The organism is Cryobacterium tagatosivorans, assembly GCF_004402215.1.
GTDB lineage: Bacteria > Actinomycetota > Actinomycetes > Actinomycetales > Microbacteriaceae > Cryobacterium > Cryobacterium tagatosivorans.
The window spans coordinates 40,268-63,984 of record NZ_SOEZ01000009.1; the positions used below are offsets into that span (position 1 = coordinate 40,268).

The 23,717-nt window shown below is 69.8% G+C and carries 26 protein-coding genes; 7 read left to right on the top strand and 19 right to left on the bottom strand.

Translation table 11 applies throughout. From position 1 onward, the window contains the following. Nucleotides 1-14: 14 nt before the first annotated feature. On the top strand, nucleotides 15-647 hold the full coding sequence (locus E3O23_RS01515) for a class I SAM-dependent methyltransferase (RefSeq protein ID WP_134487268.1): 633 nt from the start codon (nucleotides 15-17) through the stop codon (nucleotides 645-647). Nucleotides 648-740: 93 nt separating this feature from the next. Here the strand turns inward: E3O23_RS01515 and dapF are convergent, their stop codons facing one another. From dapF to thyX, 14 genes are all read right to left on the bottom strand, one after another. Continuing rightward, the gene (gene dapF / locus E3O23_RS01520; RefSeq protein WP_134487271.1) at nucleotides 741-1,622 is read right to left on the bottom strand and encodes a diaminopimelate epimerase; all 882 of its coding nucleotides are present in this window, start codon (nucleotides 1,620-1,622) and stop codon (nucleotides 741-743) included. A gap of 37 nt (nucleotides 1,623-1,659) precedes the next feature. Then, a complete protein-coding gene (gene miaA, locus E3O23_RS01525) occupies nucleotides 1,660-2,586 on the bottom strand; it encodes a tRNA (adenosine(37)-N6)-dimethylallyltransferase MiaA (protein ID WP_134487274.1) in 927 nt (308 codons plus the stop codon). Next, nucleotides 2,583-4,196, bottom strand: a complete 1,614-nt coding sequence (gene miaB, locus E3O23_RS01530; RefSeq protein WP_134487277.1) for a tRNA (N6-isopentenyl adenosine(37)-C2)-methylthiotransferase MiaB — start codon at nucleotides 4,194-4,196, stop codon at nucleotides 2,583-2,585. The genes miaA and miaB overlap by 4 nt, the downstream gene beginning before the upstream one ends. Before the next feature lie 64 nt (nucleotides 4,197-4,260). Then, nucleotides 4,261-4,905 (bottom strand): regulatory protein RecX, encoded by a 645-nt coding sequence (locus E3O23_RS01535; protein ID WP_134487280.1) that lies wholly within the window; start codon nucleotides 4,903-4,905, stop codon nucleotides 4,261-4,263. Nucleotides 4,906-4,993: 88 nt separating this feature from the next. After that, nucleotides 4,994-6,097 carry a recombinase RecA gene (recA, locus tag E3O23_RS01540; protein WP_134487283.1) on the bottom strand — a complete coding sequence of 368 codons (1,104 nt, stop codon included), beginning with the start codon at nucleotides 6,095-6,097 and terminating at the stop codon, nucleotides 4,994-4,996. Nucleotides 6,098-6,373: 276 nt separating this feature from the next. Beyond that, complete coding sequence (locus E3O23_RS01545; RefSeq protein WP_241983274.1) at nucleotides 6,374-7,078, bottom strand: DedA family protein; 705 nt, start codon at nucleotides 7,076-7,078, stop codon at nucleotides 6,374-6,376. A 16-nt stretch (nucleotides 7,079-7,094) separates the two neighbouring features. Beyond that, on the bottom strand, nucleotides 7,095-7,319 hold the full coding sequence (locus tag E3O23_RS01550; RefSeq protein WP_092323936.1) for a DUF3046 domain-containing protein: 225 nt from the start codon (nucleotides 7,317-7,319) through the stop codon (nucleotides 7,095-7,097). A 26-nt stretch (nucleotides 7,320-7,345) separates the two neighbouring features. Next, nucleotides 7,346-7,654, bottom strand: a complete 309-nt coding sequence (locus tag E3O23_RS01555) for a helix-turn-helix domain-containing protein (protein ID WP_134487289.1) — start codon at nucleotides 7,652-7,654, stop codon at nucleotides 7,346-7,348. Between the two features lie 201 nt (nucleotides 7,655-7,855). After that, a complete protein-coding gene (locus E3O23_RS01560; RefSeq protein ID WP_134487292.1) occupies nucleotides 7,856-8,413 on the bottom strand; it encodes a CinA family protein in 558 nt (185 codons plus the stop codon). After that, a complete protein-coding gene (gene pgsA, locus E3O23_RS01565; protein WP_134487295.1) occupies nucleotides 8,406-9,008 on the bottom strand; it encodes a CDP-diacylglycerol--glycerol-3-phosphate 3-phosphatidyltransferase in 603 nt (200 codons plus the stop codon). Before pgsA ends, E3O23_RS01560 begins: the two co-directional genes overlap by 8 nt. A gap of 4 nt (nucleotides 9,009-9,012) precedes the next feature. Continuing rightward, the gene (locus E3O23_RS01570; RefSeq protein ID WP_134487298.1) at nucleotides 9,013-11,865 is read right to left on the bottom strand and encodes an FtsK/SpoIIIE family DNA translocase; all 2,853 of its coding nucleotides are present in this window, start codon (nucleotides 11,863-11,865) and stop codon (nucleotides 9,013-9,015) included. A 160-nt stretch (nucleotides 11,866-12,025) separates the two neighbouring features. Further along, entirely contained in the window at nucleotides 12,026-13,702 is a 1,677-nt protein-coding gene (locus E3O23_RS01575; protein WP_134487300.1) for a ribonuclease J, read from the bottom strand. A 36-nt stretch (nucleotides 13,703-13,738) separates the two neighbouring features. Continuing rightward, on the bottom strand, nucleotides 13,739-14,716 hold the full coding sequence (gene dapA, locus E3O23_RS01580; protein WP_134487303.1) for a 4-hydroxy-tetrahydrodipicolinate synthase: 978 nt from the start codon (nucleotides 14,714-14,716) through the stop codon (nucleotides 13,739-13,741). A gap of 57 nt (nucleotides 14,717-14,773) precedes the next feature. Continuing rightward, nucleotides 14,774-15,511: an FAD-dependent thymidylate synthase gene (gene thyX / locus E3O23_RS01585; protein WP_134487306.1), complete on the bottom strand. Its 738-nt coding sequence runs from the start codon at nucleotides 15,509-15,511 to the stop codon at nucleotides 14,774-14,776. A gap of 113 nt (nucleotides 15,512-15,624) precedes the next feature. Between thyX and E3O23_RS01590 the strand changes: the two genes are divergently transcribed. The 4 genes from E3O23_RS01590 (at nucleotide 15,625) to E3O23_RS01605 (ending at nucleotide 17,942) form a co-directional block, all read left to right on the top strand. Beyond that, on the top strand, nucleotides 15,625-16,071 hold the full coding sequence (locus E3O23_RS01590) for a TlpA family protein disulfide reductase (RefSeq protein ID WP_134487309.1): 447 nt from the start codon (nucleotides 15,625-15,627) through the stop codon (nucleotides 16,069-16,071). Continuing rightward, nucleotides 16,052-16,534: a DUF4395 domain-containing protein gene (locus E3O23_RS01595; RefSeq protein ID WP_134487312.1), complete on the top strand. Its 483-nt coding sequence runs from the start codon at nucleotides 16,052-16,054 to the stop codon at nucleotides 16,532-16,534. Before E3O23_RS01590 ends, E3O23_RS01595 begins: the two co-directional genes overlap by 20 nt. 76 nt (nucleotides 16,535-16,610) lie before the next feature. Continuing rightward, nucleotides 16,611-17,036: an OsmC family peroxiredoxin gene (locus E3O23_RS01600; RefSeq protein ID WP_134487314.1), complete on the top strand. Its 426-nt coding sequence runs from the start codon at nucleotides 16,611-16,613 to the stop codon at nucleotides 17,034-17,036. 18 nt (nucleotides 17,037-17,054) lie between these two features. Then, nucleotides 17,055-17,942 carry a TIGR01777 family oxidoreductase gene (locus E3O23_RS01605; protein WP_134487317.1) on the top strand — a complete coding sequence of 296 codons (888 nt, stop codon included), beginning with the start codon at nucleotides 17,055-17,057 and terminating at the stop codon, nucleotides 17,940-17,942. A 95-nt stretch (nucleotides 17,943-18,037) separates the two neighbouring features. Here E3O23_RS01605 and E3O23_RS01610 read toward each other — a convergent pair whose 3' ends face one another. Both E3O23_RS01610 and dapB read right to left on the bottom strand, forming a co-directional pair. Continuing rightward, entirely contained in the window at nucleotides 18,038-18,478 is a 441-nt protein-coding gene (locus E3O23_RS01610; protein WP_134487320.1) for a tetratricopeptide repeat protein, read from the bottom strand. After that, nucleotides 18,475-19,290, bottom strand: coding sequence for a 4-hydroxy-tetrahydrodipicolinate reductase (gene dapB, locus E3O23_RS01615; RefSeq protein WP_134487323.1), 816 nt, complete (start codon nucleotides 19,288-19,290; stop codon nucleotides 18,475-18,477). The genes E3O23_RS01610 and dapB overlap by 4 nt, the downstream gene beginning before the upstream one ends. Before the next feature lie 50 nt (nucleotides 19,291-19,340). Here dapB and E3O23_RS01620 point away from each other — a divergent pair, with 50 nt between their 5' ends. Continuing rightward, nucleotides 19,341-19,865, top strand: a complete 525-nt coding sequence (locus E3O23_RS01620; RefSeq protein ID WP_134487326.1) for a GNAT family N-acetyltransferase — start codon at nucleotides 19,341-19,343, stop codon at nucleotides 19,863-19,865. Here E3O23_RS01620 and E3O23_RS01625 read toward each other — a convergent pair. Continuing rightward, complete coding sequence (locus E3O23_RS01625) at nucleotides 19,862-20,464, bottom strand: histidine phosphatase family protein (protein ID WP_134487329.1); 603 nt, start codon at nucleotides 20,462-20,464, stop codon at nucleotides 19,862-19,864. The two genes, E3O23_RS01620 and E3O23_RS01625, sit on opposite strands and share 4 nt — an antisense overlap. A 79-nt stretch (nucleotides 20,465-20,543) precedes the next feature. Then, complete coding sequence (locus tag E3O23_RS01630) at nucleotides 20,544-21,896, bottom strand: M16 family metallopeptidase (protein WP_134487332.1); 1,353 nt, start codon at nucleotides 21,894-21,896, stop codon at nucleotides 20,544-20,546. Between the two features lie 156 nt (nucleotides 21,897-22,052). On the opposite strand from E3O23_RS01630, the gene E3O23_RS01635 reads away from it, so the two are divergent. Beyond that, nucleotides 22,053-22,640, top strand: coding sequence for a TetR/AcrR family transcriptional regulator (locus tag E3O23_RS01635; protein ID WP_134487335.1), 588 nt, complete (start codon nucleotides 22,053-22,055; stop codon nucleotides 22,638-22,640). Here the strand turns inward: E3O23_RS01635 and E3O23_RS01640 are convergent. After that, a complete protein-coding gene (locus tag E3O23_RS01640) occupies nucleotides 22,621-23,649 on the bottom strand; it encodes an aldo/keto reductase (protein WP_241983275.1) in 1,029 nt (342 codons plus the stop codon). The genes E3O23_RS01635 and E3O23_RS01640 overlap by 20 nt on opposite strands. Between the last annotated feature and the right edge of the window lie 68 nt (nucleotides 23,650-23,717).

The following is a 23,717-nucleotide window of genomic DNA, read 5'->3' on the forward strand; positions in this document are numbered from 1 at the left end:
ATACGTTCTTTTCTATGGCAGCAGAGCACTACTTTTCCGCAACGCCCGACAGCACGCTGAAATTGCGCACCGTGACGGTGAACCTGGCCGGGCACCCCTACGAGGTCACCACGGCGAACGCTGTCTTCAGCCCCGACCACATCGACACGGGCACCCAGGTGCTGCTGGCGAACACGCCGACGCCGCCTCCCGGGGGCGACTTCCTCGACCTCGGCTGCGGCTGGGGCCCGATCGCCCTGCACCTGGCCCTCTGCTCCCCGCACGCCACGGTGTGGGCGGTGGACGTGAACGAGCGCGCACTGGAACTCGTCCGGATGAACGCCGCGGCGCTCGGCCTGACGAATGTCACGGCGGTGCTGCCCGGCGACGTCCCGGCCGACGTGATGTTCCGCTCGATCTGGTCTAACCCGCCGATCAGGGTGGGCAAGAGCGAGCTGCACGGCCTGCTGCGGGCCTGGCTGCCACGCCTAGAAGCCGACGCGGATGCCTGGCTCGTCGTGCAGCGCAACCTCGGTTCGGATTCGCTGCATCGCTGGCTCGAGGGCGACCTGCCCGACGAGTACACCGTGGCACGGACCGCGACCAGCAAGGGTTTCCGGGTGCTGCATGTGAAACGGCGCGGGCTCGCGGCCGAGGCCGACGCCTAGCCGCCCCTGGCGTCTGGCGCCGACACTCGCCGTTTCCGCCCAGAGTCGCCGTTCTACCGGCGATTCTCGGCACAAGCGGGGACACTCGGCTCCTTAGCCGAGGCTGAAGACCCCGTCGAAGACGAGCACGGCCGGCCCGGAGAGCGACACGTGCTCACCGTCCTCGGCCGGGAACATCCGCACGCCGAGCACGCCGCCGGGCACCTCGACCCGCCACTGGTTGGGGGCGCCGGCGCCGGCCCAGTGCCGGGTGGCCAGCGCGGCGGCCACGGCCCCGGTGCCGCAGGAGAGGGTCTCCCCGCTGCCGCGTTCGTGCACGCGCATCCGGATCCGGCCGACCCCGTCGACGACGAGCGGGTCGTGCGGCACGACGAATTCGACGTTCGCCCCGGCGGCGGGTTCCGGGTCGAGCTGGGGGATGTAGTTCAGGTCGGCGCTGTCGAGTTCGTCGTCATCGGCCAGGGCGACCACGACGTGCGGGTTGCCGACGTTGATGCCGAGGCCCGGGCGGGCCACGGCCAGGTTCCTGGCGCGGACGAGGGGCTCTCCGCCGTCGAGCCGCCAGCGCCCGAGGTCCACCTGGTATCCGGTCTGGTTGCGCTGCACGTCGCGCACTCCCCCGCGCGTGCCGATGGCGAGCGTGTCGCCGGGAGCCAGCTCCGCGAGCCCCTGCTCGACCAGGTAGCGCGCGTAGACGCGGATGCCGTTGCCGCACATCTCCGACACCGTCCCGTCGGCGTTCCAGTAGTCCATGAACCATTCGGCCTGGTCGTCTTCGGCCAGCGCGGCGGCCCCCACGGCCAGGCTCCGCGACCGGACCGCGCGGATGATCCCGTCGCCGCCGATGCCGAACTGGCGGGCGCAGACGGCGCGGATCTGCTCGGGGGTGAGGTCGATCAGCCCGTCAGGGTCGGCGAAGAGGACGAAGTCGTTGCCGGTGCCCTGGCCCTTGGTGAAGTTGAGATCGATGCCCATGGAGCCAGTTTAGGTGGCCGGGTGCACGCGTCCGGCTTTACGTCGCGGCGTCCACGTGGCGCAGCGCCTGCTCCGGGCGGTCGGCGTCCGTCGCGTCGATCCACCGGGTGTGCGGGTCCCGCTTGAACCAGCTCACCTGTCTTCTCGCGTACCGGCGGGTGAACTGCTGCGTCGTTTCGACGGCTTCCTCGCGGGTGAGGGTGCCGTGCAGCTGGCCGAGCGCCTGGGCGTAGCCGATGGCGCGGCTCGCCGTCACGCCGGTCTCGATCCCGGCCGGGATGAGCCGCTCGGCCTCTTCGACGAGTCCGCCGGCCCACATGGCCTCGACGCGCGAGTCGAGGCGCGGGGTGAGTTCCTCGCGCGGCATCCGCAGCCCCACGGTCACCGCGGGCCGCCAGTAGACCGGTTCCCCGGGCAGGGCGGCGCGATGCGGGGCGCCGGTCAGTTCGACGACCTCGAGCGCCCGCACGAGTCGGCGGCCGTTGCTCGGGCCGATCCGGGCCGCGGCCTCCGGATCGACGGCCTTGAGCCTGCTGTACAGGGCGCCGGGTCCCTGCCCGGCCAGCTCCGCCTCGAGCCGGGCGCGCAGCGCGGGGTCGGTGCCGGGGAACTGGAAGTCGTACACGACGGAGGAGATGTAGAGCCCGGAGCCGCCGACGAGGATCGGCACGGCGCCGCGCCCGGCGATGGCCGCGATGGCGGCACGGGCATCCCGCTGGTAGTTGGCGACGGTGGCCTCGTCGGTGACGGCAAGGACGTCCAGCAGGTGGTGCGGGATGCCGCGCCGTTCGGCCACCGGAAGCTTGGCCGTGCCGATGTCCATGCCCCGGTAGAGCTGCATGGCGTCGGCGTTGACGATCTCCGCGGCCTGCCCCCGGGCGGCGAGGCTCTCGGCCAGGTCGAGCGACAGCTCGGACTTGCCGGTCCCGGTCGGTCCGACGATGACGACGAGCACGGGCGTCAGCGCTCTCCGTCTGTGACGTCGTAGATCGGGATGGTCGCGGAGCCGCTGCCCGGTCGCAGCGTCGGCAGGCCGAGCGAGACCGGCCCGGCGGCGCCGTCCGAGCCGTGGGACTCCGGGATGCCGCAGGACTCGGCCTCGAGCCGGTCCCAGGCGTCCCCGGCGATGGTGCGACGGATGCGCAGGGGCGCGCCGTCGACGGAGTCGGCGATCAGGTGGAACGGGAACGCCTCGGTGACCATGACGGTGACCATGTCGCCGGGACGGGGGCGGGGCGATCCGTCCGGCAGGTCGAAGTGCACGAGCCGGCTGTCGGGCGCGCGCCCGCTGAGCCGGTGCGTGTCGGCGTCCTTGCGTCCCTCGCCGTTGGCGACGAGGAGTTCGACCTCGCGGCCGACGACCTTCCGGTTCTCCTCCCAGGAGATGCGCTCCTGCAGGGCGGCCAGGCGTTCGTAGCGCTCCTGGACGACAGCCTTGGGGACCTGGTCGGCCATGGTCGCCGCGGGGGTGCCTGGCCGGATCGAGTACTGGAAGGTGAAGGCGGTGGCGAAGCGTGCTTCCTCTACGACGCGGAGGGTCTCCTGGAAGTCCTCCTCCGTCTCGCCGGGGAAGCCGACGATGATGTCTGTGCTGATGGCGGCGTCGGGCATCTGCGCCCGCACCCGGTCAAGGATGCCGAGGAACCTGGCGGAGCGGTAGGAGCGGCGCATGGCCTTGAGGACGCGATCGGAGCCGGACTGGAGCGGCATGTGCAACTGAGGCATGACCGCCGGGGTCTCCGCCATGGCGTCGATGACGTCGTCGGTGAACGCGGCGGGGTGCGGGCTGGTGAAACGGATGCGCTCCAGCCCCTCGATCCGGCCGGCCGCACGGAGCAGCTTGCCGAACGCGAGCCGGTCGCCGAACTCGACGCCGTAGGAGTTGACGTTCTGGCCGAGCAGGGTGACCTCGATGGCGCCGTCATCGACGAGAGCCTGGATCTCCGCGAGGATCTCCCCCGGGCGGCGGTCCTTCTCCTTGCCGCGCAGGGCCGGGACGATGCAGAACGTGCAGGTGTTGTTGCAGCCGACCGAGATGGACACCCAGCCGCTGTAGCTGGAATCGCGTTTGGTCGGCAGGGTCGACGGGAAGGTCTCGAGGGACTCGAGGATCTCCAGCTGGGCCTCGCCGTTGTGCCGGGCGCGCTCGAGCAGGCTGGGCAGGGCGCCCATGTTGTGGGTGCCGAAGACGACGTCGACCCACGGCGCCCTGGCCAGGATCGTGTCCTTGTCCTTCTGGGCGAGGCAGCCGCCGACGGCGATCTGCATGCCCTCGTGGCGGCGCTTGACGGAGGCGAGGTGGCCCAGGTTGCCGTAGAGCTTGTTGTCCGCGTTCTCGCGCACGGCGCAGGTGTTGAGCACGACGATGTCGGCCTCGGCGCCGTTCGCCGGAACGTAGCCGGCCGCCTCGAGGGAACCGCTGAGCCGTTCGGAGTCGTGCACGTTCATCTGGCAGCCGAAGGTGCGCACCTCGTAGCTGCGCGCGCGGCCCTCGGCGTCGACGGCGGCCTCCGAGGGGGCGATCACGGTCCGCCCGGTGGAGGGCGGCGTGGCACGGGCGGATGTTGCGGTCATGCTGGTCATAGTGGCTCTAGTTTACGTTTGCGCCGCGCCTACCGCTCGCCGGCCGAATCCGGGCCTAGCGGAACCGGACCGTCGAGGCTCGGCCGGCGGACCGGGACGCCAGCGCCGCCTTCACGGCGAGCCGCACGGCGCCGGAACTGTACCCCTTGCGCATGAGGAACCCGGTGAGGCGGCGATCGACGGTCTGCTCGTCGAATCGTTCGAGCTGGCCGACCCGTTTGATGGCCATCTCGATGGCCCGCTCGGCCTCGTCGTCCGGCAGCTCCTCGAGTTTCTCCAGGATGAGGTTGGCGTCGAGGCCCCTGCGGCGCATCTCCGTCTGCACGCCCGCACGGCCGAGGCCCTTGCGCTCGTGGTGGCTGTGGATGATCTGGTCGGCGAGTTTCTCCTCGTCGATGTAGTGCAGCTCAGCGAAACGCTCGATGATCTCCTCGGCCTCGGCCTGGTCGATGTCCGTCGTGCGGAGCACCGTGCGCGCCTCCGAGATGGACAGCGAGCGGCCCCGCAGGCGATGCAGCAGCACCTTCTCGGCGCGTTCGCGCTCGGCGGTGGCGTCGGTCTCCTCGTGCGCGGCCTGGTCGCCGGCCGGGTCCTCCGGCGGGACGACCCCGGGGAGGTAGGTCACGGACGCCAGCGTGCTGTTCTGTGCTGCGTCCTGCGCCGGGTCCTGCGCTGAATCGGATGCTTCGAAATGAACCATGCCCGTGACCTGCCTCTCGTGGTGAATCGTGCGGTGCGGCGCCGTGCCGCCATGCTGCACCGGTGCGGTGCCGCGGATTGGGCCGGGGCTAGGCGCCCTTGCGTGCGCTGAGCTTCGTCTGGATCGACTCGACCTTCGCGCCGCCCTCGGCCGCGGTGGCGGCCTCCTTGGCTGCCTTGGCCGCCGCGATGCCCTCCGGGCCGACCCCGAGCTTGATCAGGATCTTCTTCTCGATGTCGTTGGCCATGTCCGGGTTCTTGAGCAGGAAGTTGCGGGAGTTCTCCTTGCCCTGGCCGAGCTGGTCGCCGTCGTAGGTGTACCAGGCGCCGGACTTCTTGACGATGCCCTGGTCCACTCCGAAGTCGATCAGGCTGCCCTCGCGGGAGATGCCGACACCGTAGATGATGTCGAATTCGGCCTGCTTGAACGGCGGGGCCATCTTGTTCTTGACGACCTTGACCCTGGTGCGGTTACCGACGGCTTCGGTGCCGTCCTTGAGGGTTTCTATCCGGCGGATGTCGAGGCGCACGGAGGCGTAGAACTTGAGCGCCTTGCCGCCGGCGGTGGTCTCCGGGCTGCCGAAGAACACGCCGATCTTCTCGCGCAGCTGGTTGATGAAGATCATGGTGGTGTTGGTCTGGCTCAGCCCACCGGTGAGCTTGCGCAGCGCCTGGGACATGAGCCGGGCCTGAAGGCCGACGTGCGAGTCACCCATCTCGCCCTCGATCTCGGCGCGGGGCACGAGCGCGGCGACGGAGTCGATGACGATCAGGTCGATCGACCCGCTTCGGACGAGCATGTCCGCGATCTCGAGGGCCTGCTCTCCCGTGTCGGGCTGGGAGACGAGGAGAGCGTCGATGTCGACGCCGAGCTTGCGGGCGTACTCGGGGTCGAGGGCGTGCTCCGCGTCGATGAACGCGGCGATGCCGCCGCCCTTCTGGGCGTTGGCGATGGCGTGCAGGGTGAGCGTGGTCTTACCGGAGGATTCCGGACCGTAGATCTCGACGATCCGGCCGCGGGGCAGGCCGCCTATGCCGAGCGCGACGTCCAGCGCGATCGACCCGGTGGAGATGGTTTCGACGGGGGCGCGCTCGTCGCTGCCAAGGCGCATGACGGAGCCCTTGCCGAACTGGCGGTCGATTTGGGCGAGTGCCGCTTCCAGGGCCTTCTCGCGATCTGCTGCTGATGCCATGTCGTTCTCCTTCGGTCATGCGTGCTGGCGCCTATAGGCTGTCGTTTCGGTTCACCGGGAAGACCCCGATGCCCCCTGTCGACAAGGCAATTGCTGTCGGTCGTTGACGAATCCGACTGTACGCCGGACCCCCGACACTGGTCGGTAGTCGCGGCGGAAGTGGATAAGCCGTCTTCGACTTCTGCTGTTGAGGAGCCTAGCAATATCCGAACAGGTATTCGATGTACCCGCACCCGGCGGCGTGGCGCACCACGCTCGTACTCGGTCACCGGAAGGTCAGTCAGGGTCATTCGCCGAGTCGTCGGCGCGCGCGCCGGCCGCTCTTCGTCCTCGCATCCGCCGCAGCACCAGCCAGACAACGACCCCGATAATGGCCGCATAGAGCACGTAGTTGAGGTAGAGCGCATACCTGGCCACCAGCTCGTATTGCGTGCCCAGGGCGGCGCCCAGAAGGATCAGGAAGGTGTTCCAGATTGCGCTTCCAGCGATCGTGAAGATGCTGAACGAGGCGAGATTCATCCTTGCGGCGCCGGCCGGCAACGAGACCAGGCTTCGAATCCCCGGCACGAGCCGACCAAAGAAGACGGCCGATCGACCATGCCGGCCGAACCATCGGGCAGCCCTGTCCCAGTCGTCACGATCAACGAGGGGGAGTTTCGCCAGCCAGCGAATTGAGCGCTCGAGCCCGAGGCGCGCCCCGAGCCCGTAGAGCAGCAGGGCGCCAAGATATGCGCCCAGCGTGCTCGTGACGACCAGGAGGGCGCCGTTCAGCTCGCCCTGCTGGCCAAGGAAGCCCGCCAGGGGAAGAATGACCTCGCTCGGGAGGGGCGGAAAGACCGTTTCGGCCAGGGTGAACAGGCCCACTCCCCACTCGCCCAGTCGCTCAACAAGGCGAACCGCAACTCCGACAAGCCCCGGGAGGTCGCCGACGGGCGCGATGGCGCCGTCAACCCTGGCGAACACGTCTGCCCAGGGCGACACCTCGTCCCGCTGAGGTCTACTTGTGCGGGGCGGGAAGCCCCGCGCCGTACCAGCGGCTCTTGGGCACATCCGTCTCGACGCAGAGCGCGAGCCAGACATCGCGGGCGGGCGTGCCACCGGCGAGGGCCTGGTCGGCCGTGCGACCGCCCAGGGGGGTCAGCACCAGGTCGCGGGTGAGCACCCGGCCATAGGCGTCGCCGAACTCGTCTTTCAGGGCTTGGCGGAACTCACTCAGTCGCACAACGCGCCCAACGCTCGCCGGTCGACCTAGCGGGCCATGATCGTGGAGTCGAAGTTCGAAACGAATTCCTCGGGGATGGTGTCCGGGAACGGTTCGAGGCCTTCGATCACGGCGAGGCGATCGCCGACTTCACGCATGATGACCGAGATAGGGGTGTCGAGCGCGTCTGCTACGGAAGCGAGAATCTCAGAAGAAGCTTCCTTCTGACCACGCTCGACCTCGCTGAGGTAACCCAGGGCCACACTGGCCTTGCTGGCTACCTGGCGAAGGGTGCGACCTTTTTGCAGGCGGAAGTCCCTGAGTACATCGCCGATTTCTTGACGTACAAGAATCATCGGAACCTCCTTCTCATGCAACTTGAAACTGCTGTCTAGTGATACTGCTGTGTCCATCACGATCGGGTTCGTGGCGGCGAATGGCTTACGTTACCGCACCCATCCGACACTCCCAGAGTACCCTCGGTCACTGGACTTTCCTTGTGAATGTCGTGTCGTGGCCTCGTGAATCTTGTGATTGTAACCACACCCTCCCCGGAACTATTCCGACGGATCCCGGCCGAGTATTTCCCGCACGGCCTGGACCGCTCGCGCGACGGCCTCCGCGCGGACGGCGTCGCGGTCGCCGGGCAACTGCAGCGGGATCGCCCACGCCCCGGTTCCCTGGGACAGGCCGATGAACACGGTGCCCGGTTCGTGACCGTCCGAGGCGTCCGGACCGGCAACCCCGGTCGTGGAGACTCCGATGTCCGCCCGCTCCCCGCCTACCGCGAGGTGGGTGCGCACGCCGATCGCCATCTGCTTGGCGACATCCGGATGCACCGGCCCGTGCACGTTGAGGATGCTGCTGTCCACCGCGAGCAGGCGGTGTTTGAGCTCGGTCTGGTAGGCCACCACTCCCCCGTTGACGACGACGGATGCGCCGGGGATGCGGACGAGTTCGGCCACCAGCAGGCCGCCGGTGAGGGATTCGGCCACCGCGATGGTGAGGTGCCGGGCGGTGAGCTCGGCGATCAGGAGCGCGGTGGGATCGGCATCCGCACCGCCGGCACCCTCAGTTCTGGGGGCAGCGGATTGGGCCGGCACGTGATCAGGCATGGCTGCGGTGCTTGCGGCGCTCGCGCCAGCCGGCCGCGAGGTAGTCGACGCCGGTCACGACCGTGAGGACGAGGGCGACCGCCATGACGGTCCAGTTCACCCAGTACACCCAGTCGCCGAGGAGGAGCCAGAACGGCAGGAGCGCGAGGGAGATGGCCACGGCCTGGAAGAGGGTCTTGAGCTTTCCGCCGCGGGAGGCCGGGATGACGTGGTCGCGCAGCATCACGAACCGGAACACGGTGATGCCGATCTCGCGCACCAGGATGACGATCGTGACCCACCACCACAGTTCCCCGAGGATGGACAGGCAGATGAGCGCCCCGCCGGTGAGCACCTTGTCCGCGATCGGGTCGAGGAGCTTGCCGAGGTCGGTGACGAGGTTCCGGCGGCGGGCGATGGCGCCGTCAATGCCGTCGGTCGCGATCGCGACGATGAAGACAGCGGCCGCGGCCCAGCGCAGGGCGCCGTCCTGCCCGGCGTCGGCCAGCAGCATCCAGAAGAACACCGGCGCCATCAGGATGCGCACGACCGTGATCAGGTTCGGCAGGTTCCAGTTGCTCGGCGGGGCGGTTGGAACGGTGTTCGGCGTTGCCATCGGATCAGTCCCTGTCGGTCAGTTGCCAGGCGTCCTCGTCGGAGGACCCGTCCTCTTCAGGATAGTCTTCGGTCATTTTCGCGACCGGGTCGTCGGCGTAGCGGGGGTCGGGAGCGGCATTGGCCGGCGGATACGCGGCCGCCCGCTGCTCGGCGGCGTGGTGTTCGGCGTCCGAGCCGCGGAGCTTGGCGAGCACGCTCGGCAACTGCTCGGCGCTGACGAGCACATCGCGCGCCTTCGACCCCTCCGACGGGCCGACGATCTCCCGCGACTCGAGCAGGTCCATCAGGCGGCCGGCCTTGGCGAAGCCCACGCGCAGTTTGCGCTGCAGCATCGAGGTCGACCCGAACTGGGTGGAGACCACGAGCTCCGCGGCCGCGAGCAGCACCTCGAGGTCGTCGCCGATGTCGGCATCGATCTCCTTGCGGGGAGCTTCCATCGCGACATCCGGCCGGTAGTCCGGGCGGGCCTGGCGGGTGACGTGCCTGACGACCTTCTCGATCTCGGCCTCGTTGACCCAGGCGCCCTGCACCCGGATGGCCTTGGAGGCGCCCATCGGCAGGAACAGGGCGTCGCCCTGGCCGATGAGTTTGTCGGCGCCGGGCTGGTCGAGGATGACCCGGGAGTCGGTGACGCTGGTCACGGCGAAGGCGAGGCGTGAGGGCACGTTGGCCTTGATCAGGCCGGTGACGACGTCGACGCTGGGGCGCTGGGTGGCCAGCACCAGGTGGATTCCGGAGGCGCGCGCGAGCTGGGTGATCCGCACGATCGAGTCCTCGACGTCGCGCGGGGCGACCATCATGAGGTCGGCGAGCTCGTCGACGACGACGAGCAGGTACGGATACGGCTTGAGCGTGCGGGCGCTGCCGGCCGGCAGCACGATCTCGTTGCTGACGACGGCCTTGTTGAAGTCGTCGATGTGGCGGAAGCCGAAGCTGGCCAGGTCGTCGTAGCGCATGTCCATCTCTTTGACGACCCACTGCAGGGCCTCCGCGGCCTTCTTCGCGTTCGTGATGATGGGCGTGATGAGGTGCGGGACCCCGGCGTAGGCGGCGAGCTCGACCCGCTTCGGGTCGATCAGCACCATCCGCACCTCGCTCGGCTTGGCGCGCATGAGGAGGCTGGTAATCATCGAGTTGACGAAGCTCGACTTGCCGGAGCCGGTCGAGCCGGCCACGAGGAGGTGGGGCATCTTCGCGAGGTTGGCGATGACGAACCCGCCGCCGACATCCTTGCCGACGCCGATGGTCATCGGGTGGGTGCTGTTCGTGGCCGTGGCCGAGCGCAACACGTCGCCGAGGGTGACGATTTCGCGGTCGGTGTTCGGGATCTCGATGCCGATGGCGCTCTTGCCGGGGATGGGCGAGAGGATCCGCACCTCGTTCGAGGCGACGGCGTAGGAGAGGTTCTTGCTCAGGGCCGTTACCCGCTCCACCTTCACCCCGGGGCCGAGCTCGATTTCGTACTGGGTCACGGTGGGCCCGCGCGAGAAGCCGGTCACCTTCGCGTCGACCTGGAACTGGCGGAGCACCTCGGTGATCGAACGGACCACGTCGTCGTTGGCGGCGGACCTGGCCTTGGCCGGCGGTCCGGCGATGAGGGTCATCGCCGACGGCAGCACATAGGGCGCGGTCGGCTGCGGCGCGGCGGGCTGGGCGGTCGGAGCGGCCAGGGCCGCCTCCAGTTCCTCGAAACCGGGGAGCACCTCGGTCAGGCCGGTCGGGTCGTCGGCGTGGAGGCCGATCGCCGCCGCGGATGGTTCGACTTCGCCGGTGAAACGCTTGACCGCGTCCTCGGCCCGAACCAGGTCTTCGAGCACTTCGGTGCCGTAGTGGTCCCGGCGCGGGTTCGCCGGGGTCTCCGCCGGTTCGAGGGCGGTGTCGAAGCCGCCGGTGCCGTCGCCGCCGAGCAGGTCGCGGAGGGCGTCCACGGCGCCGGAGTCCGCGTCCCGGGCGTTGCCGCGCGGGTCGACGCTGATCGGACCGTCGAAGTCGGGGTCTTCCTCGCGCTTGCTGTTGTTGCGCCGCCACCAGGGCAGCGCGCTGTTGTCGCCGTCAACGCCGTCGAGTTCGACCTGCGCGGTCTTGTCGAGCCGGGCATCCTTGCCGGCCTGGCGCTCCTCGGCGTCGGGCAGCTGCGCGCCGAAGAGCCAGGCGTACAGCTCGCGCAGCCGTTCGGGCAGCTTGTTCGGCGGCGTCCGGGTGATGATGAAGAGGCTGAGGACGAGCAGCAGGATGACGACGATCGTCGCGCCGATCGAGGTGGCCAGGAAGGTCAGCGGGGCCGCGATCATCCAGCCGATCACGCCCCCGGCCAGGGCGAGCCGTTCCATGCCCTCGCTGGGCGCCGGCGCCCCGCCGAAGATGTGGCAGAGCCCGGAAACCGAGACGAGCAGGATGGACAGGCCGATGCCGACGCGGCCGTTGTCGTGGATCGAACTGGGCTTGCGGAACAGCCAGATGGCGAAGAGCAGCATGATCACGGGCAGTGCGAAGGCGACCCGGCCGAACAGTCCGCCGAAGGTCCAGGCGTCGAGGGTCCGGGCGACGGGACTGTTGATCAGGAACCATTCGATGACGGCGCCGACGATCGAGAGCAGCACGAGGAAGAACGGCAGCCCGTCGCGGCGCTCCTCTTTGGACAGCTGCTCCGGGCCGAGGGCGCGGGCGGCGCCGCCGGTCAGGTGGGCGAGCCCCATCCAGATGCGCACGGCAAGGCCCGGCTTCGGTTCGAACTTGACGGTCTTCTGGGTCGCCGTCCTGGCGACGGGTTTGCGCGCCGCGGTGCCGCGTGCGGGCGCGCTGCCGCGTGCGGGCGCGGGGCGAGCGCGACCGGTCGACTTAGTGCTCGTAGCCATGGCATCTACGGTACCGCCGCCCCGGTCGATCGTCCGTCAGCCCACGCCCACTGCAGCCCAACCATCCATCGGACGCTCCGAACTGAACTGCGGACAAAGTACCTTCCCGGGCTCGACGAAGGCACTTTCTCCGCATCTCAACCGGCGGGACCGGCGCGGGTCAGGCCTCGATGACGAGGGGCACGATCATCGGGCGCCGGCGGAACGACGCATTCACCCAGCGGCCGACCACCCGGCGCACGGCCTGCTGCAGCGCGTACGGGTCCCGCACGCCGTTGTGCGCCGCCTCTTCGAGCGCCGCCACGATCTTCGGCTTGACGGCGTCGAAGACGGCGGCGTCCTCGGCGAATCCCTTCGCGTGGATCTCGGGCCCGACGATGACCTTCCCGGTATTGGCGTCGACGACGATGATGATCGAGATGAACCCCTCCTCGGCGAGCGTGCGCCGGTCCTTGAGGTCGGCCTCGGTGATCTCGCCGACGGTCGACCCGTCGACGTAGACGTACCCGATGTCGAGCTGGCCGACCTGGCGGGCGATGCCGTCCCGCAGGTCGATCACCGTGCCGTCCTCGGCGAGGATCGTGTTCGCCTCCGGCACCCCGCTGTCGATGGCCAGCCGCGCGTTGGCGACGAGGTGGCGATACTCGCCGTGCACCGGCAGCACATTCTTCGGCTTGAGGATGTTGTAGCAGTACAGCAGCTCGCCGGCCGCCGCATGCCCGGACACGTGCACCTTCGCGTTGCCCTTGTGCACCACGGAGGCGCCGAGCCTGGTCAGGCCGTCGATGATCCGGTAGACCGCGTTCTCGTTGCCGGGGATGAGGCTGGAGGCCAGGACGACGGTGTCGCCGGGGCCGACCTCGATCTGGTGGTCCCGATTGACCATCCGGCTGAGCACCGCCATCGGCTCGCCCTGCGAGCCCGTGGACATGTAGACGATCTTGTCGTCCGGGATGTTCCCGGCCTTCTTGAAATCGACCAGCACGCCCTCCGGCACCCTGAGGTAGCCGAGGTCGGCGGCGATGGTCATGTTGCGCACCATCGAGCGGCCGAGCAGCGCCACCCGGCGTCCGTTGGTGTGCGCGGCGTCGAGGACCTGCTGCACCCGGTGCACGTGGCTGGAGAAGCTGGCGACGATCACCCGGCGCGGCGCCCGGGCGATGACGTCCTCCAGCACGGGCCCAATCAGGCGCTCGGACGGGGTAAAGCCGGGGACATCCGCGTTGGTCGAGTCGACGAGGAACAGGTCGACGCCCTCGGTGCCGAGCCGCGCGAATTCGCGCAGGTCGGTGAGCCGGCCGTCGAGCGGCAGCTGGTCCATCTTGAAGTCGCCCGTGTGCAGCACGGTGCCGCCCTCGGTCTTGATCGCCACGGCGAGGGCGTCGGGAATCGAGTGGTTGACCGCGACGAACTCCAGGCTGAACGGCCCGAGCCGCTCGGTCTGCCCTTCGGCGACCTGCAGCGTGTACGGGGTGATCCGGTGTTCCTTGAGCTTGGCCTCGATGAACGCGAGGGTGAGCCCCGAGCCGATCAGCGGGATGTCCCGGCGAAGCTTGAGGAGGTACGGGACGGCGCCGATGTGGTCCTCATGGCCGTGCGTGAGCACGACGCCGAGGATGTCGTCCAGGCGATCGCGGATGGGCGCGAAGTCCGGCAGGATCAGGTCGACGCCCGGCTGGTGCTCCTCCGGGAACAGCACGCCGCAGTCCACGATCAGGATCTTGCCGTTGATCTCGAACGACGTCATGTTCCGGCCGATTTCGCCGAGGCCGCCGATCGGGATGACCCGGAGGGTGCCCGGTTCGAGCGCCGGGGGTTCGTATACGTCGCCTGGCATGTGCCCTCCCTGGTGGTTGCGCGTGTGGTCCCGTTTCTAGCGGGTGGTGCCGGCTATCCTGGGCAGTGCCCCGCCGGCCGCGGCGTTGCGGTCGGGCCGGAAGTTGGAGAAGTCCACGCCCGGGATGGCGGTGACCAGGTCGATCTCGTCCTCGATCTGGGCGGCCTCCCACTCCTCGGGACCGACGAGCGGCAGGCGCACCCGCGGGCTGCCGATCCGGCCGAGGCCGTGCAGGATGTACTTGACCGCGACGGTGCCCGGCACATGGGTCATGCAGGCTCGCACCAGCGGTTCGAGCTGCTTGTGCGCCGCCGTGGCCGTCTTGAGGTCGCCGGCGTTGACCGCGTCGACCATCTGCCGGTACGGGGTGGCCGCGATGTTCGCGGTGACGCCGATCAGCCCGGTGGCGCCGATGGCCAGGTGCGGGAGCACGTTGGGGTCGTCGCCGGAGAAGTACAGCAGGTCGGTCTGGTTGAGCACCCGGCTGACCTGCGCGAGGTCGCCCTTGGCATCCTTGACGGCGAGGATGTTGGGGTGCTTCGCGGCGCGCAGGATGGTCGCGTACTCGATCGGGATGCCGGTACGGCCGGGGATGTCGTAGAGGATGACCGGAAGGTCGGTGGCGTCCGCGATCATCCGGAAATGGGTGAGCACGCCGGCCTGGGTGGGCTTGTTGTAGTACGGGGTGACGATCATGTTGCCGTCGGCGCCGGCCTTCTCGCTCTGCTTGGCGAGCTGCATGGCGTGGGCGGTCTCGTTGGACCCGCCGCCGGTGATGATCTTCGCCCGGCCGGCCGAGACATCCTTGCCGACCTCGACCAGGCGGATCTTCTCCGGGTCGGTCAGGGTGGACGTCTCGCCGGTGGTGCCGGTGACGACGATGCCGTCCGCTCCGGCGTTGATCACGTCGTCGATGTGCTTGGCGACGCCGGGCCAGTCGACCTCCCCGTCAGCGGTGAAGGGGGTCACCAGGGCGACAAGCACCTGGCCGAATGGATTCGATGGCGTAGACACAATTACAGGGTACCGGCTCACCGCGGTCGTCTGCAGCCCGGCCGTAACAGAACGGCGTTAGGGGGCGACCCGGCCGTTCTTGTTGAAGGCGTCGTAGGTGAGCGGCATGAGCTCGGCGAAGTGTGCTTCCATTTTCTCGGCGCACATTTCGATCTCGCGCTGCGGGAACGACGGGAAGTGGGTGCCCTCGCGCTTCGTGCGCAGGCTGAGGAAGTTCATCAGCGAACGGGCGTTCATGGTCACGTACATCGAGGAGTAGATGTTCAGCGGCAGGATGATCCGCGCGACCTCGCGGGCTACGCCGGCCTCGAGCATGCGCTGGTAGGCCGCGTAGGCGTGCACGGACACGTCGCGCGTCTGCTGCTCGACCAGGGCGAGCTGCTCGGCAGAGCCGGGCAGGAAGTCGTACGCTCCCGGCTTGCCGACCTGGAGGAGGTTACGCTCGGGGGCGGGAACGTAGAAGACCGGGTTCAGCTCGCGGTAGCGGCCCGATTCCTCGTTGTAGGAGGCGATGCGGTGGCGCATGAACTCGCGGAACACGAAGATCGGCGCCTGCACGTAGAAGGTCATCGAGTTGTGCTCGAAGGGCGACCCGTGGCGGTCGCGCATGAGGTAGTTGATCAGCCCGCGGTCGCGCTTCTGGTCGACCTCGGTTTCCGAGCCCTCCAGGCGGCTCTCCTCGAGGGTTTGCTCGCCCTGGGTCGACACCCGGGCGGCAAACAGCACGTCGGAGTCGTGGGCGCTGGCGCGAACCAGTTCAACGGTCACATCGGAGCGAAACTCAATCTCAGGCACGGCCTAAACGATACCCGGTGGCGCGTGCCCGCCGGGCCGTGGCTCGCCGCCCGGTCCGCGTAACCTCTCGTCACACACCGGGATCGCAGGCTCGCCCGCGTAATCTTGCGAGCATGGAACCGTTCACCGCACTCGTCGTCATCCTGGCGCTCGTGCTGTCAGCGACCGCGCTCGGCCTGGTCTGGCGCGCGCAGCAGGGACGAATCGCACCGGTTGCCGGTGATGTCATCACGCCGACGGATGTCGCCAGCGAGGTCCCCTTCGGCCGGGACGCCACCCTGCTGCTGTTCTCCACCGAGCTGTGCGCGCGCTGCCCCGGCACGAGCCGGCTGCTCGCCGGTGTGGCGGGCTCCCGCCCCGGCGTCGCCCACCTCAACGTCGACCTCACCCACCGGGCCGACCTCGCCAACCGGTACGGGGTCATGCAGACGCCCACCACCCTCATCCTCGACGGCACCGGCCGCGTTCGCGCCCGCATCGGCGGGGTTCCGCACCGCGCCGGCATCGCCCGGCACCTCGACGACCTCACCGGGAGCAGCCATGTCCGCCTCGCGAGCTAGACCCCGCATCGACCCCCGCGGCCCCCGCTTCGTCGCGGCAATCACCGCCGTGCTCCTCCTGGTCGTGGTGTTCCTTGCGCTGACCGGGGCAGCCGTGGCCGCGTTGGTGCTGCTCACCGCCCTCGCGGCGCTGTTCGCCTGGGGAGCGTTCGCCGGGGCGGGCCGGCATCCGTTCGGGCTGCTGTTCAAGCGCTTCGTGCGCCCGAGGCTGGCCGCGCCGGCCGAGCTGGAAGACCCGGCCCCGCCGACCTTCGCGCAGGGCGTTGGCCTCTTCGTCAGCCTGGTCGGCGTCATCCTGGGCCTGGTCGGGCTTTCCGGCGGCCTAGCGGCCGCGGCGGCCGCCGCCTTCATCGCAGCGTTCCTCAACGCCGTGTTCGACTATTGCCTCGGCTGCCAGCTCTACCTCCTGCTCGTGCGCGCCGGTCTGCTGGGTCGCCGCGGAACGCCCGCCGGCACCGCTTAGACGCCGATGGCCCGGCATTCGGGTTTCGCGGGAGTGCGGCGGTTAGGCTGGGGTTTCACTTTCAGGAGGTAGCACCATGGCGCTTACCAGCGAAGCAACAACCGTATGGACCGGCGATCTGAAGTCCGGCCGCGGCACCACGACGCTCGATTCGTCGAACGCCGCGGAGTTCCCCGTCACCTGGGCCGCGCGCTCCGAGGGCACACCCAACACGACCAACCCCGAGGAACTGCTCGGTGCGGCGCACTCCGCGTGCTTCTCGATGGCGCTGGCCGGCATCCTGTCGGCGGCCGGGCACACGCCCGAAAGCATGCAGACCACCGCGGCCGTCACCTTCCAGCCCGGCACCGGTGTCGTCGGCAGCCACCTGCTGGTGAGCGCCAAGATCCCCGGCCTGACCGAGGAGCAGTTCGAGGCCTTCGCCGAGGATGCCAAGCAGAACTGCCCGATCTCGAAGGCGCTGGCCGGCATCCCGATCACGATCGAGGCGGAACTGGCCTAGGCCGGGGACGGCGCCGCCGTGCGAGTGCTGATTGCCGGGGCCTCCGGCCTTATCGGCAGCGAAGTGTCCCGCCAGCTCGAGGCGGCCGGACACACCGTGCTTCGCCTCGTGCGCAGGGAGGCGCGCTCGGATTCCGAGATCCGCTGGGATCCCGCCTTCGCCGAACTCGATCCCGGCGCGCTCGACGGCGTCGACGCGGTCATCAACCTCGCCGGCGCCTCGCTGTCCCGCCTGCCCTGGACCGCGTCGTACCGCCGGGAAATCGTCCGTTCCCGCGTGCGCGCGACGCGCACGCTTACCGACGCGATGAACGCCTGCGCGGCGCCGCCCCCTGTGCTGCTCAACGCGTCGGCGGTCGGCATCTACGGCAACCGACCCGGAGAGACCCTCACCGAGGAATCCGCCCCTGGACAGGATTTCCTGGCCGGCGTCGTGGCCGCGTGGGAGCGCGAAGCCCAGCGTGCCCCCGAGGGGACCCGGGTGGTGAGCTTCCGCACCTCCCTCGTGATGGCGCGGGGCGGGGTGTTGAAACCCCTGCTGCCGATCGTGCGGTTCGGGCTCGGCGGACCGCTCGGCCGCGGAACCCAGCACTGGCCGTGGATCAGTCTGCACGACGAGGCGGCCGCGATCGTGCACCTGCTCACCTCGACGCTCAGCGGCCCGGTCAACCTGGTCGGGCCGACCCCGGCGACGGCCAACGACGTGATTCGGGCGGTGGCGAAGGCGATGCGCCGCCCCTTCTTCATCCCCGTGCCGGCGTTCGTCCTCACCCTGGTGCTCGGCGATGCCGCCCGGCAGCTGCTCCTGGCCGACCAGCGGGTCAGCTCAGCGAAGCTGCAGGCGGACGGCTTCGTCTTCGCCCACCGCACCGCGGCCGAGGCCGTCGACTGGATGCTCCGCGCCTAGCCACGCCCGCCCCCACCCACGCCCCACCTCCGCGAAACCGCAGTTGTGCGCGCTAAAACCGCGTTTTAGCGCGCACAACTGCGGTTTCGCGGCGGTCAGGGGCGGCGTTCGAGGGCGATGGCGGTGCGGATGGCGCCGCGGGCGCGGCGCCGGTCCCCCGAGGCGTCGTAGGCGAGGCCGAGCCGGAACCAGGCGCGCCAGTCCTCCGGGGCCGCTTCTACCGCCTCGCGGAAGCGCGGGAAGTCGGCGTCGGCGGCGTCCCGGTAGGGCCGGCCGCTCGGCCTGGCGGGGAGCTCGTCGACGGGCAGTTCGCCCTCCGCGTCGAGTCGGCGCAACAGCCGCTCGGAGCCCAGCCCGAACTGGAGCTCGCGCGCGAGCGCCCACACCCCCACGACGGGCAGGATTATCAGCGCCGCGCCGATCACGATGCCGATCGGCTCGCCGGTCAGCATGAACTTCACGGCCTGCCAGCCCACGAGGACCAGGTAGACGAGCAGCAGCAGCGCCATCAGCACCGCGGCCAGGCGTCCCCTCATTCGGCGGCCTCGGTGTCCTCGGCCTCGGCTTCGGCGGCCGAATCGGCAGCCTCGGGCGCGCCGGTCGAGCCGGCTTCGCCCAGGCCGAGGTCGACGATCCGGTCCAGCCCGACGGTCACCCCGCGTGCGGTGCGCGTGGCCGCGAGGGCGAGCAGGATGCCGCGCTCATAGGCGCTGGCGGAGAGCGTGTTGTGGCTGATGGTCAGGGTCTCGCCCGGGCCGCCGAGGAACACGTCCTGGCGGGCCAGGAGGCCCTCCAGGCGCAGGCTGTGCACCGGCACGCTGGAGACCTGCTGGCCGCGCGCACGCTGGTCGGTGTGCGGGGCAGAGACCGGTCCGAGGTCGGCCCGCGCGCGCCCGATGAGCTCGGCCGTGCGCACGGCCGTGCCGGAGGGCGAGTCGACCTTCCCGGCCTGGTGCGCCTCGACGATCTCGATCGAGTCGAAGAAGCGGGCGGCCTGGGCGGCGAACGCCGACCCGAGCACCGAGCCGATGGAGAAATTGGGGATGATGATCACGCCGGTGTCGTCCCGGCCGGCGAGGCTGTGGCCCAGCGAGTCGATCCGTTCCTGCGACCAGCCGGACGTGCCGACGAGCACCCGGATGCCGTTGTCCACGGCGAACTGGACCACGCCCTGGCTGACGCCCGGAACGGTCAGGTCGATGGCGACATCCGCCCCGAGCATCTCGGAGAGGGAGCTTTTCGAATCCAGCCGGGCGACGAGTTCGTAGCCCTCGGTGTCTTCGATGAGCGAGGAAACCAGGCGGCCCATCTTGCCCGTTGCGCCGATGACGGCCACCCGTGTTGTCATGCTCCCAATCTATCAAGCGCGGCCTTGCGGCCCCGACGTAGCCTAGGGGCATGCCTGAATTCAGAGAAGTGTCGGTGACGGATGCGCCCGCGCTCACCCTGCTCACCCAATACTTCAGCGACCGCGCGTCGTCCTTCCCGTCCGCGCAGGGCAGCTACCGCACCACCCTGCCGTCCGCGGAGCAGTTCCTGCCGCCGAGGGGCGTCTTCCTGCTCGTAGGCGAAGACGACCACCACGGCCGCTACGTCGGCTGCGGCGGGGTGCGGCGCATCACCGACTCCCCCGCCGGCGCCGTGCGGTACGAGATCAAGCACCTCTGGCTGCAGCCGCAGGTGCGCGGCCGCGGCTGGGGCCGCGTGCTGCTGGAGGAACTCGAACGCCGGGCGAGCGCGTTCGGCGCCGACGAAGTTGTGCTCGACACGAACGCGAGCCTCGAGGCGGCCGGGCAGCTGTACCGGAAGGCCGGCTACGACGACGTCGCGCCGTACAACGACAACCCCAACGCCACCAACTGGTACCGCAAGGCACTCACCCATCAGCCGGCGAACGGGCGGCCGCCCGGGGCGAACGCCTAGAAGAGCAGCTGGTCCGGCAGCCCGGTCCGCAGCTCGACCGGCAGGTGACCGAGATCGTTGTGGGTCACCAGCGTCCACGGGCGCCCGGGCTTCTGCTGCAGCACAGTGAGCCCGCAATTGGCCTGGTTGATGCTGATCCAGCGCCAGTCGGGCGCCCCGAGCACCTCGCGGACGAACCACGCGATGACGAAGTTGTGGGTGATCAGGAGGTCGTGGCGTTCGCCGCGCCGGGACCGCAGGAACTCCGCCGTGGCGTCGTCCATCTGGGCTCGCCCCGCGTCGATCTGGGCCTCGGTGACCGCGCCGAAGAACGGGTCGAAGACCGACGGCATCTCCGGCGTCTTCCCGGTCGGGATGCAGTCCATCAGCAGAGCGGACGGCTCCGAGGTCAGTGCGGGCAGCCGCTCGGCAATGATCTGGGCCGTCTCCGCCGCGCGCTGCAGCGGGGAATGCCAGGCGCCGGTGAACGGGACGCCGCCGAGTCGCTCGGCGATCAGGTGTGCCTGGCGCTTGCCGCGGGGCGAGAGCGGGCCGTCCGGGAGGCCGTGCTCGGCATCCTGCTGCTCTCCGTGGCGGACGAGGTAGAGGTAGTGGGGCACGGTGTCCCTTTCGGTGTGATCCTGTGGAAGCGCGGGCGGGTTGCCGGCCGGGCCGGGCAGTGCGGGGAACGCGGCGGCGCTAGCGCCGGGCGGCGGAGAGCACGGACGTGAAGACGTCGTCGTCGAGGGCGCCGACGGCGGCGACCGAAATCGGTCCGGCGGCCAGTTCGGCGGCGAGCCGCCGCACGTCCTCGGCCGTCACGAGCGCCAGGCGGCGGAGCGCCTCGTCGAGATCCACAAACTCCCCCAGGGTGATTTCCGAGCGTCCCAGGCGGGACATGCGGGTGTCCGAGTCTTCGAGCGCCAGGGCGGATGCCCCGGAGAGCTGCCCGGAGGCACGCTTCATTTCGTCGGCGGTGACTCCGCCCTCGGCGAGCCGGTTCAGCTCGCTGAGCATGAGCTCGACCACCTGCCCGGCCTTGGCGGGCGTGCAGCCGGCGTACATGCCGAAGAGTCCGGCATCCGAGAACCCGGGCGCGAAGGAGTAGACCGAGTAGGCCAGGCCGCGCTTCTCGCGCACCTCCTGGAACAGCCGGGAGGACATGCCGCCACCGAAGATGGAGTTGAGCACGCTCATCGTGACGCGGCGGTCGTCGGCGGCCAGCAGGCCGGGGACGCCCACGAGGAGGTTCGCCTGCTCGAGCGGGCGCCGCACGATCGTCACCGGATCGCCCTGGCTGATCTGCGCGGGATGGCCGGTGCGGCGGGCGACCGGCGCCGCGTATTGGCCGAGGTCCCAGCCGGCGAGGGCCAGGGCCCGGGTGACGGCGGCCACAAGCACGTCGTGGTCAACCGCGCCGGCGACCGTGACGACGAGGTCCTGCGGCCGGTAGTTTGCGCGGTAGTGCTCCCAGACGGCGGCGCGGGTGGCGGCCTGGATGGTTTCGGGGCTGCCACCGATCGGCCGGCCGAGGGGGTGCGCGCCCATGACCGCCTCGAAGAATCGCTCGTTCGCGACATCCGCCGGGTCGTCGTCGGCCATCGCCAGCTCTTCGAGGATGACGCCGCGCTCGTTCTCGAATTCGACCGGGTCGAGCAGCGACGAGGTGATCATGTCGGTGAGCACCTCGACGGCCATCGACAGGTCGCGGTCCTGCACCTTGGCGTAGTAGCAGGTGTATTCCTTGGCCGTCATGGCGTTGTGTTCGCCACCGACCGAGTCGAAGGCGACCGCGATGTCGAGCGCTGTGCGCTTCTGCGTGCCCTTGAAGAGGAGGTGCTCCAGAAAGTGCGTCGAACCGAAGTGGCCTGGCTGCTCGTCGCGCGAGCCGACGGCGACCCAGTAGCCGATCGTCAGGCTGCGGCTGCCCGGAACGTGTTCGCTCAGGATGCGCACGCCGCTCGGAAGCACGCTTCGGCGGACCAGCGACTCACCGGCGGCCCGGAAAGAGAGTTCGGCCAGGTCCAGGGGGAACTCCACAGCACCGTTCATGTCACTGACAACCTTACGACACCGGTCGGCCCGGGCATCCCCTCCCGGTTTGTAACAGACTGGTCTGTCGACCCCATTTATGCTAGCGTGTGGCAACCGGCGCGGCCGGACGCGGCAATCTTTGCGCGGAGGCGGCGATCCGGGAGGAGCAGGAGCATGGCCGAGGGGGCAGCAACACCGGCACGGCCGACCACGCACGCGAAGGTGCGGATCCTGGCCACCGCGGACGGCCTGTTTTACAGCGAGGGCGTGCACACCGTCGGGGTCGATCGCATCATCAGCGAGGCGAAGGTCACCAAGGCCACGTTCTACAAGTACTTCCGCTCGAAGGACAGCCTGATCGTGGCCTACCTGCAGGGGCGGGACACGCGGGCCCGCGACTTCGTGGTGGACGTCGCGGAGCGCTACGACAGCCCCGAGCGGCGGCTGCGGGGCATCGTCGACGAGATCGCCGACGACGTCATGCGCCCCGGCTTCCACGGCTGCCCGTTCATCAACGCGGCGGCCCAGTTCGCCGACCCGCGGCATCCGGTGCGCGAGGCCGTCGCCGTGCATCGCGAGTGGTACGGCATGACGATCGAGGACCTGTTCCGCGGGATGGGGCATTCGCACCCCGGCGACGCCGCCGACGACTTCTTCCTCGCCCGTGACGGCGCGTACGCCGGCGCCAACCTGGGCGACCCGATTGCCGCGCATGCCGCGCTGCAGCGGGCCATCCGGCGCGTTATCGCCGAGGCCCCGTAGCGGGGCCGGGGGCCACCGACACCCGGTCGAGTTCGACCATCTCGCCGCGGCCCAGACGGATGCCCGCGGCCGCCACGAGGGCGTCCACCTGCTCCGGGAGGCTGGCGCCGGCCACCGGCACGAAGGTGCCGTCCCTGGCCAGCAGCCAGGCGAGGGCGATCGTTGCCGGCGGCACGCCGTGGTCCACCGCGATCCGGTCGACCACCCCGAGCACCCGGAGGCCGTTCCGGTTCAGGTAGGCGGCGGCGCGTCCGGCCCTGGCGGTCCCGGTGGCGTCCGCCCTGGTGCGGTACCGTCCGGCCAGGAAGCCGTGGGCCAGCGCGAAATAGGGCAGCACGGCCATCCCCTGCGCATGGGTGGGCAGGGCCAGGGAGGATTCGAACGGTTCCCGGTGCACCAGGTTGTAGTGCGTCTCCAGGGCCACGAACCGGGGCAGTCCGTTTGCCGAGAGCACCCGCGCCTCCATCAACCGTTCGGCGGTGAAGTTGGAGGCGGCCAGGTAGCGCACCTGCCCACGGCGGATGAGCGCGTCGACGGCGCCCAGGCTCTCTTCGAGGGGCACGTCCGGGTCGTCCAGGTGGAAATAGAGCAGGTCGATGTGGTCGGTGCCCAGGCGCTCGAGGGAGGCCTGGACGGCGCCGGTGATGCTGGCCGCGCTCAGGCCGGGATGGTCGCGATTGCGGCCGATCTTCGTGGCGATCACCGTGTCATCCCGCGCCCCGCGGCTGCGCAGCCAGGAGCCGATGATCACCTCGCTCCGGCCGGCCGCGTAACTGTCGGCCGTGTCGACGAAGTTGCCGCCCAGGTCGCGGTGGCGGTCGAGGACTCGCATCGCGGCGCTTCCGTCGATCGTCCAGCCGAAGACGCTGCCGCCGAGCGCGAGCGGGTGCACCAGGAGGTCCGTGTCCGCGATCCGGCGCCTGACGGGGGTGTCCCTGCCTGTCTCGACCGGCCCGGTCGCCGGCACGGACTGCACGGGGACCGGCGCGGAGATGGGAGGGGGGCCCACGGACAGGGGCTGCGCCACACGCGACTCGCGCGGTGACCTCGGGAGGAGTGACTTGTGCAGGGCGTGCG

Bases quoted from the DNA above. Each gene is read 5' to 3' on its own strand.
- E3O23_RS01560 (WP_134487292.1), bottom strand. From the start codon at position 8,413: ATGCCTGATCACGTGCCGGCCCAATCCGCTGCCCCCAGAACTGAGGGT.
- E3O23_RS01590 (WP_134487309.1), top strand. From the start codon at position 15,625: ATGGAACCGTTCACCGCACTCGTCGTCATCCTGGCGCTCGTGCTGTCA.
- E3O23_RS01535 (WP_134487280.1), bottom strand. From the start codon at position 4,905: ATGGTTCATTTCGAAGCATCCGATTCAGCGCAGGACCCGGCGCAGGAC.
- E3O23_RS01600 (WP_134487314.1), top strand. From the start codon at position 16,611: ATGGCGCTTACCAGCGAAGCAACAACCGTATGGACCGGCGATCTGAAG.
- miaB (WP_134487277.1), bottom strand. From the start codon at position 4,196: ATGACCGCAACATCCGCCCGTGCCACGCCGCCCTCCACCGGGCGGACC.
- E3O23_RS01630 (WP_134487332.1), bottom strand. From the start codon at position 21,896: ATGAACGGTGCTGTGGAGTTCCCCCTGGACCTGGCCGAACTCTCTTTC.
- dapF (WP_134487271.1), bottom strand. From the start codon at position 1,622: ATGGGCATCGATCTCAACTTCACCAAGGGCCAGGGCACCGGCAACGAC.
- dapB (WP_134487323.1), bottom strand. From the start codon at position 19,290: ATGACAACACGGGTGGCCGTCATCGGCGCAACGGGCAAGATGGGCCGC.
- E3O23_RS01555 (WP_134487289.1), bottom strand. From the start codon at position 7,654: ATGATTCTTGTACGTCAAGAAATCGGCGATGTACTCAGGGACTTCCGC.
- E3O23_RS01610 (WP_134487320.1), bottom strand. From the start codon at position 18,478: ATGAGGGGACGCCTGGCCGCGGTGCTGATGGCGCTGCTGCTGCTCGTC.
- pgsA (WP_134487295.1), bottom strand. From the start codon at position 9,008: ATGGCAACGCCGAACACCGTTCCAACCGCCCCGCCGAGCAACTGGAAC.
- E3O23_RS01635 (WP_134487335.1), top strand. From the start codon at position 22,053: ATGGCCGAGGGGGCAGCAACACCGGCACGGCCGACCACGCACGCGAAG.
- E3O23_RS01570 (WP_134487298.1), bottom strand. From the start codon at position 11,865: ATGGCTACGAGCACTAAGTCGACCGGTCGCGCTCGCCCCGCGCCCGCA.
- E3O23_RS01620 (WP_134487326.1), top strand. From the start codon at position 19,341: ATGCCTGAATTCAGAGAAGTGTCGGTGACGGATGCGCCCGCGCTCACC.
- E3O23_RS01575 (WP_134487300.1), bottom strand. From the start codon at position 13,702: ATGCCAGGCGACGTATACGAACCCCCGGCGCTCGAACCGGGCACCCTC.
- E3O23_RS01595 (WP_134487312.1), top strand. From the start codon at position 16,052: ATGTCCGCCTCGCGAGCTAGACCCCGCATCGACCCCCGCGGCCCCCGC.
- E3O23_RS01515 (WP_134487268.1), top strand. From the start codon at position 15: ATGGCAGCAGAGCACTACTTTTCCGCAACGCCCGACAGCACGCTGAAA.
- recA (WP_134487283.1), bottom strand. From the start codon at position 6,097: ATGGCATCAGCAGCAGATCGCGAGAAGGCCCTGGAAGCGGCACTCGCC.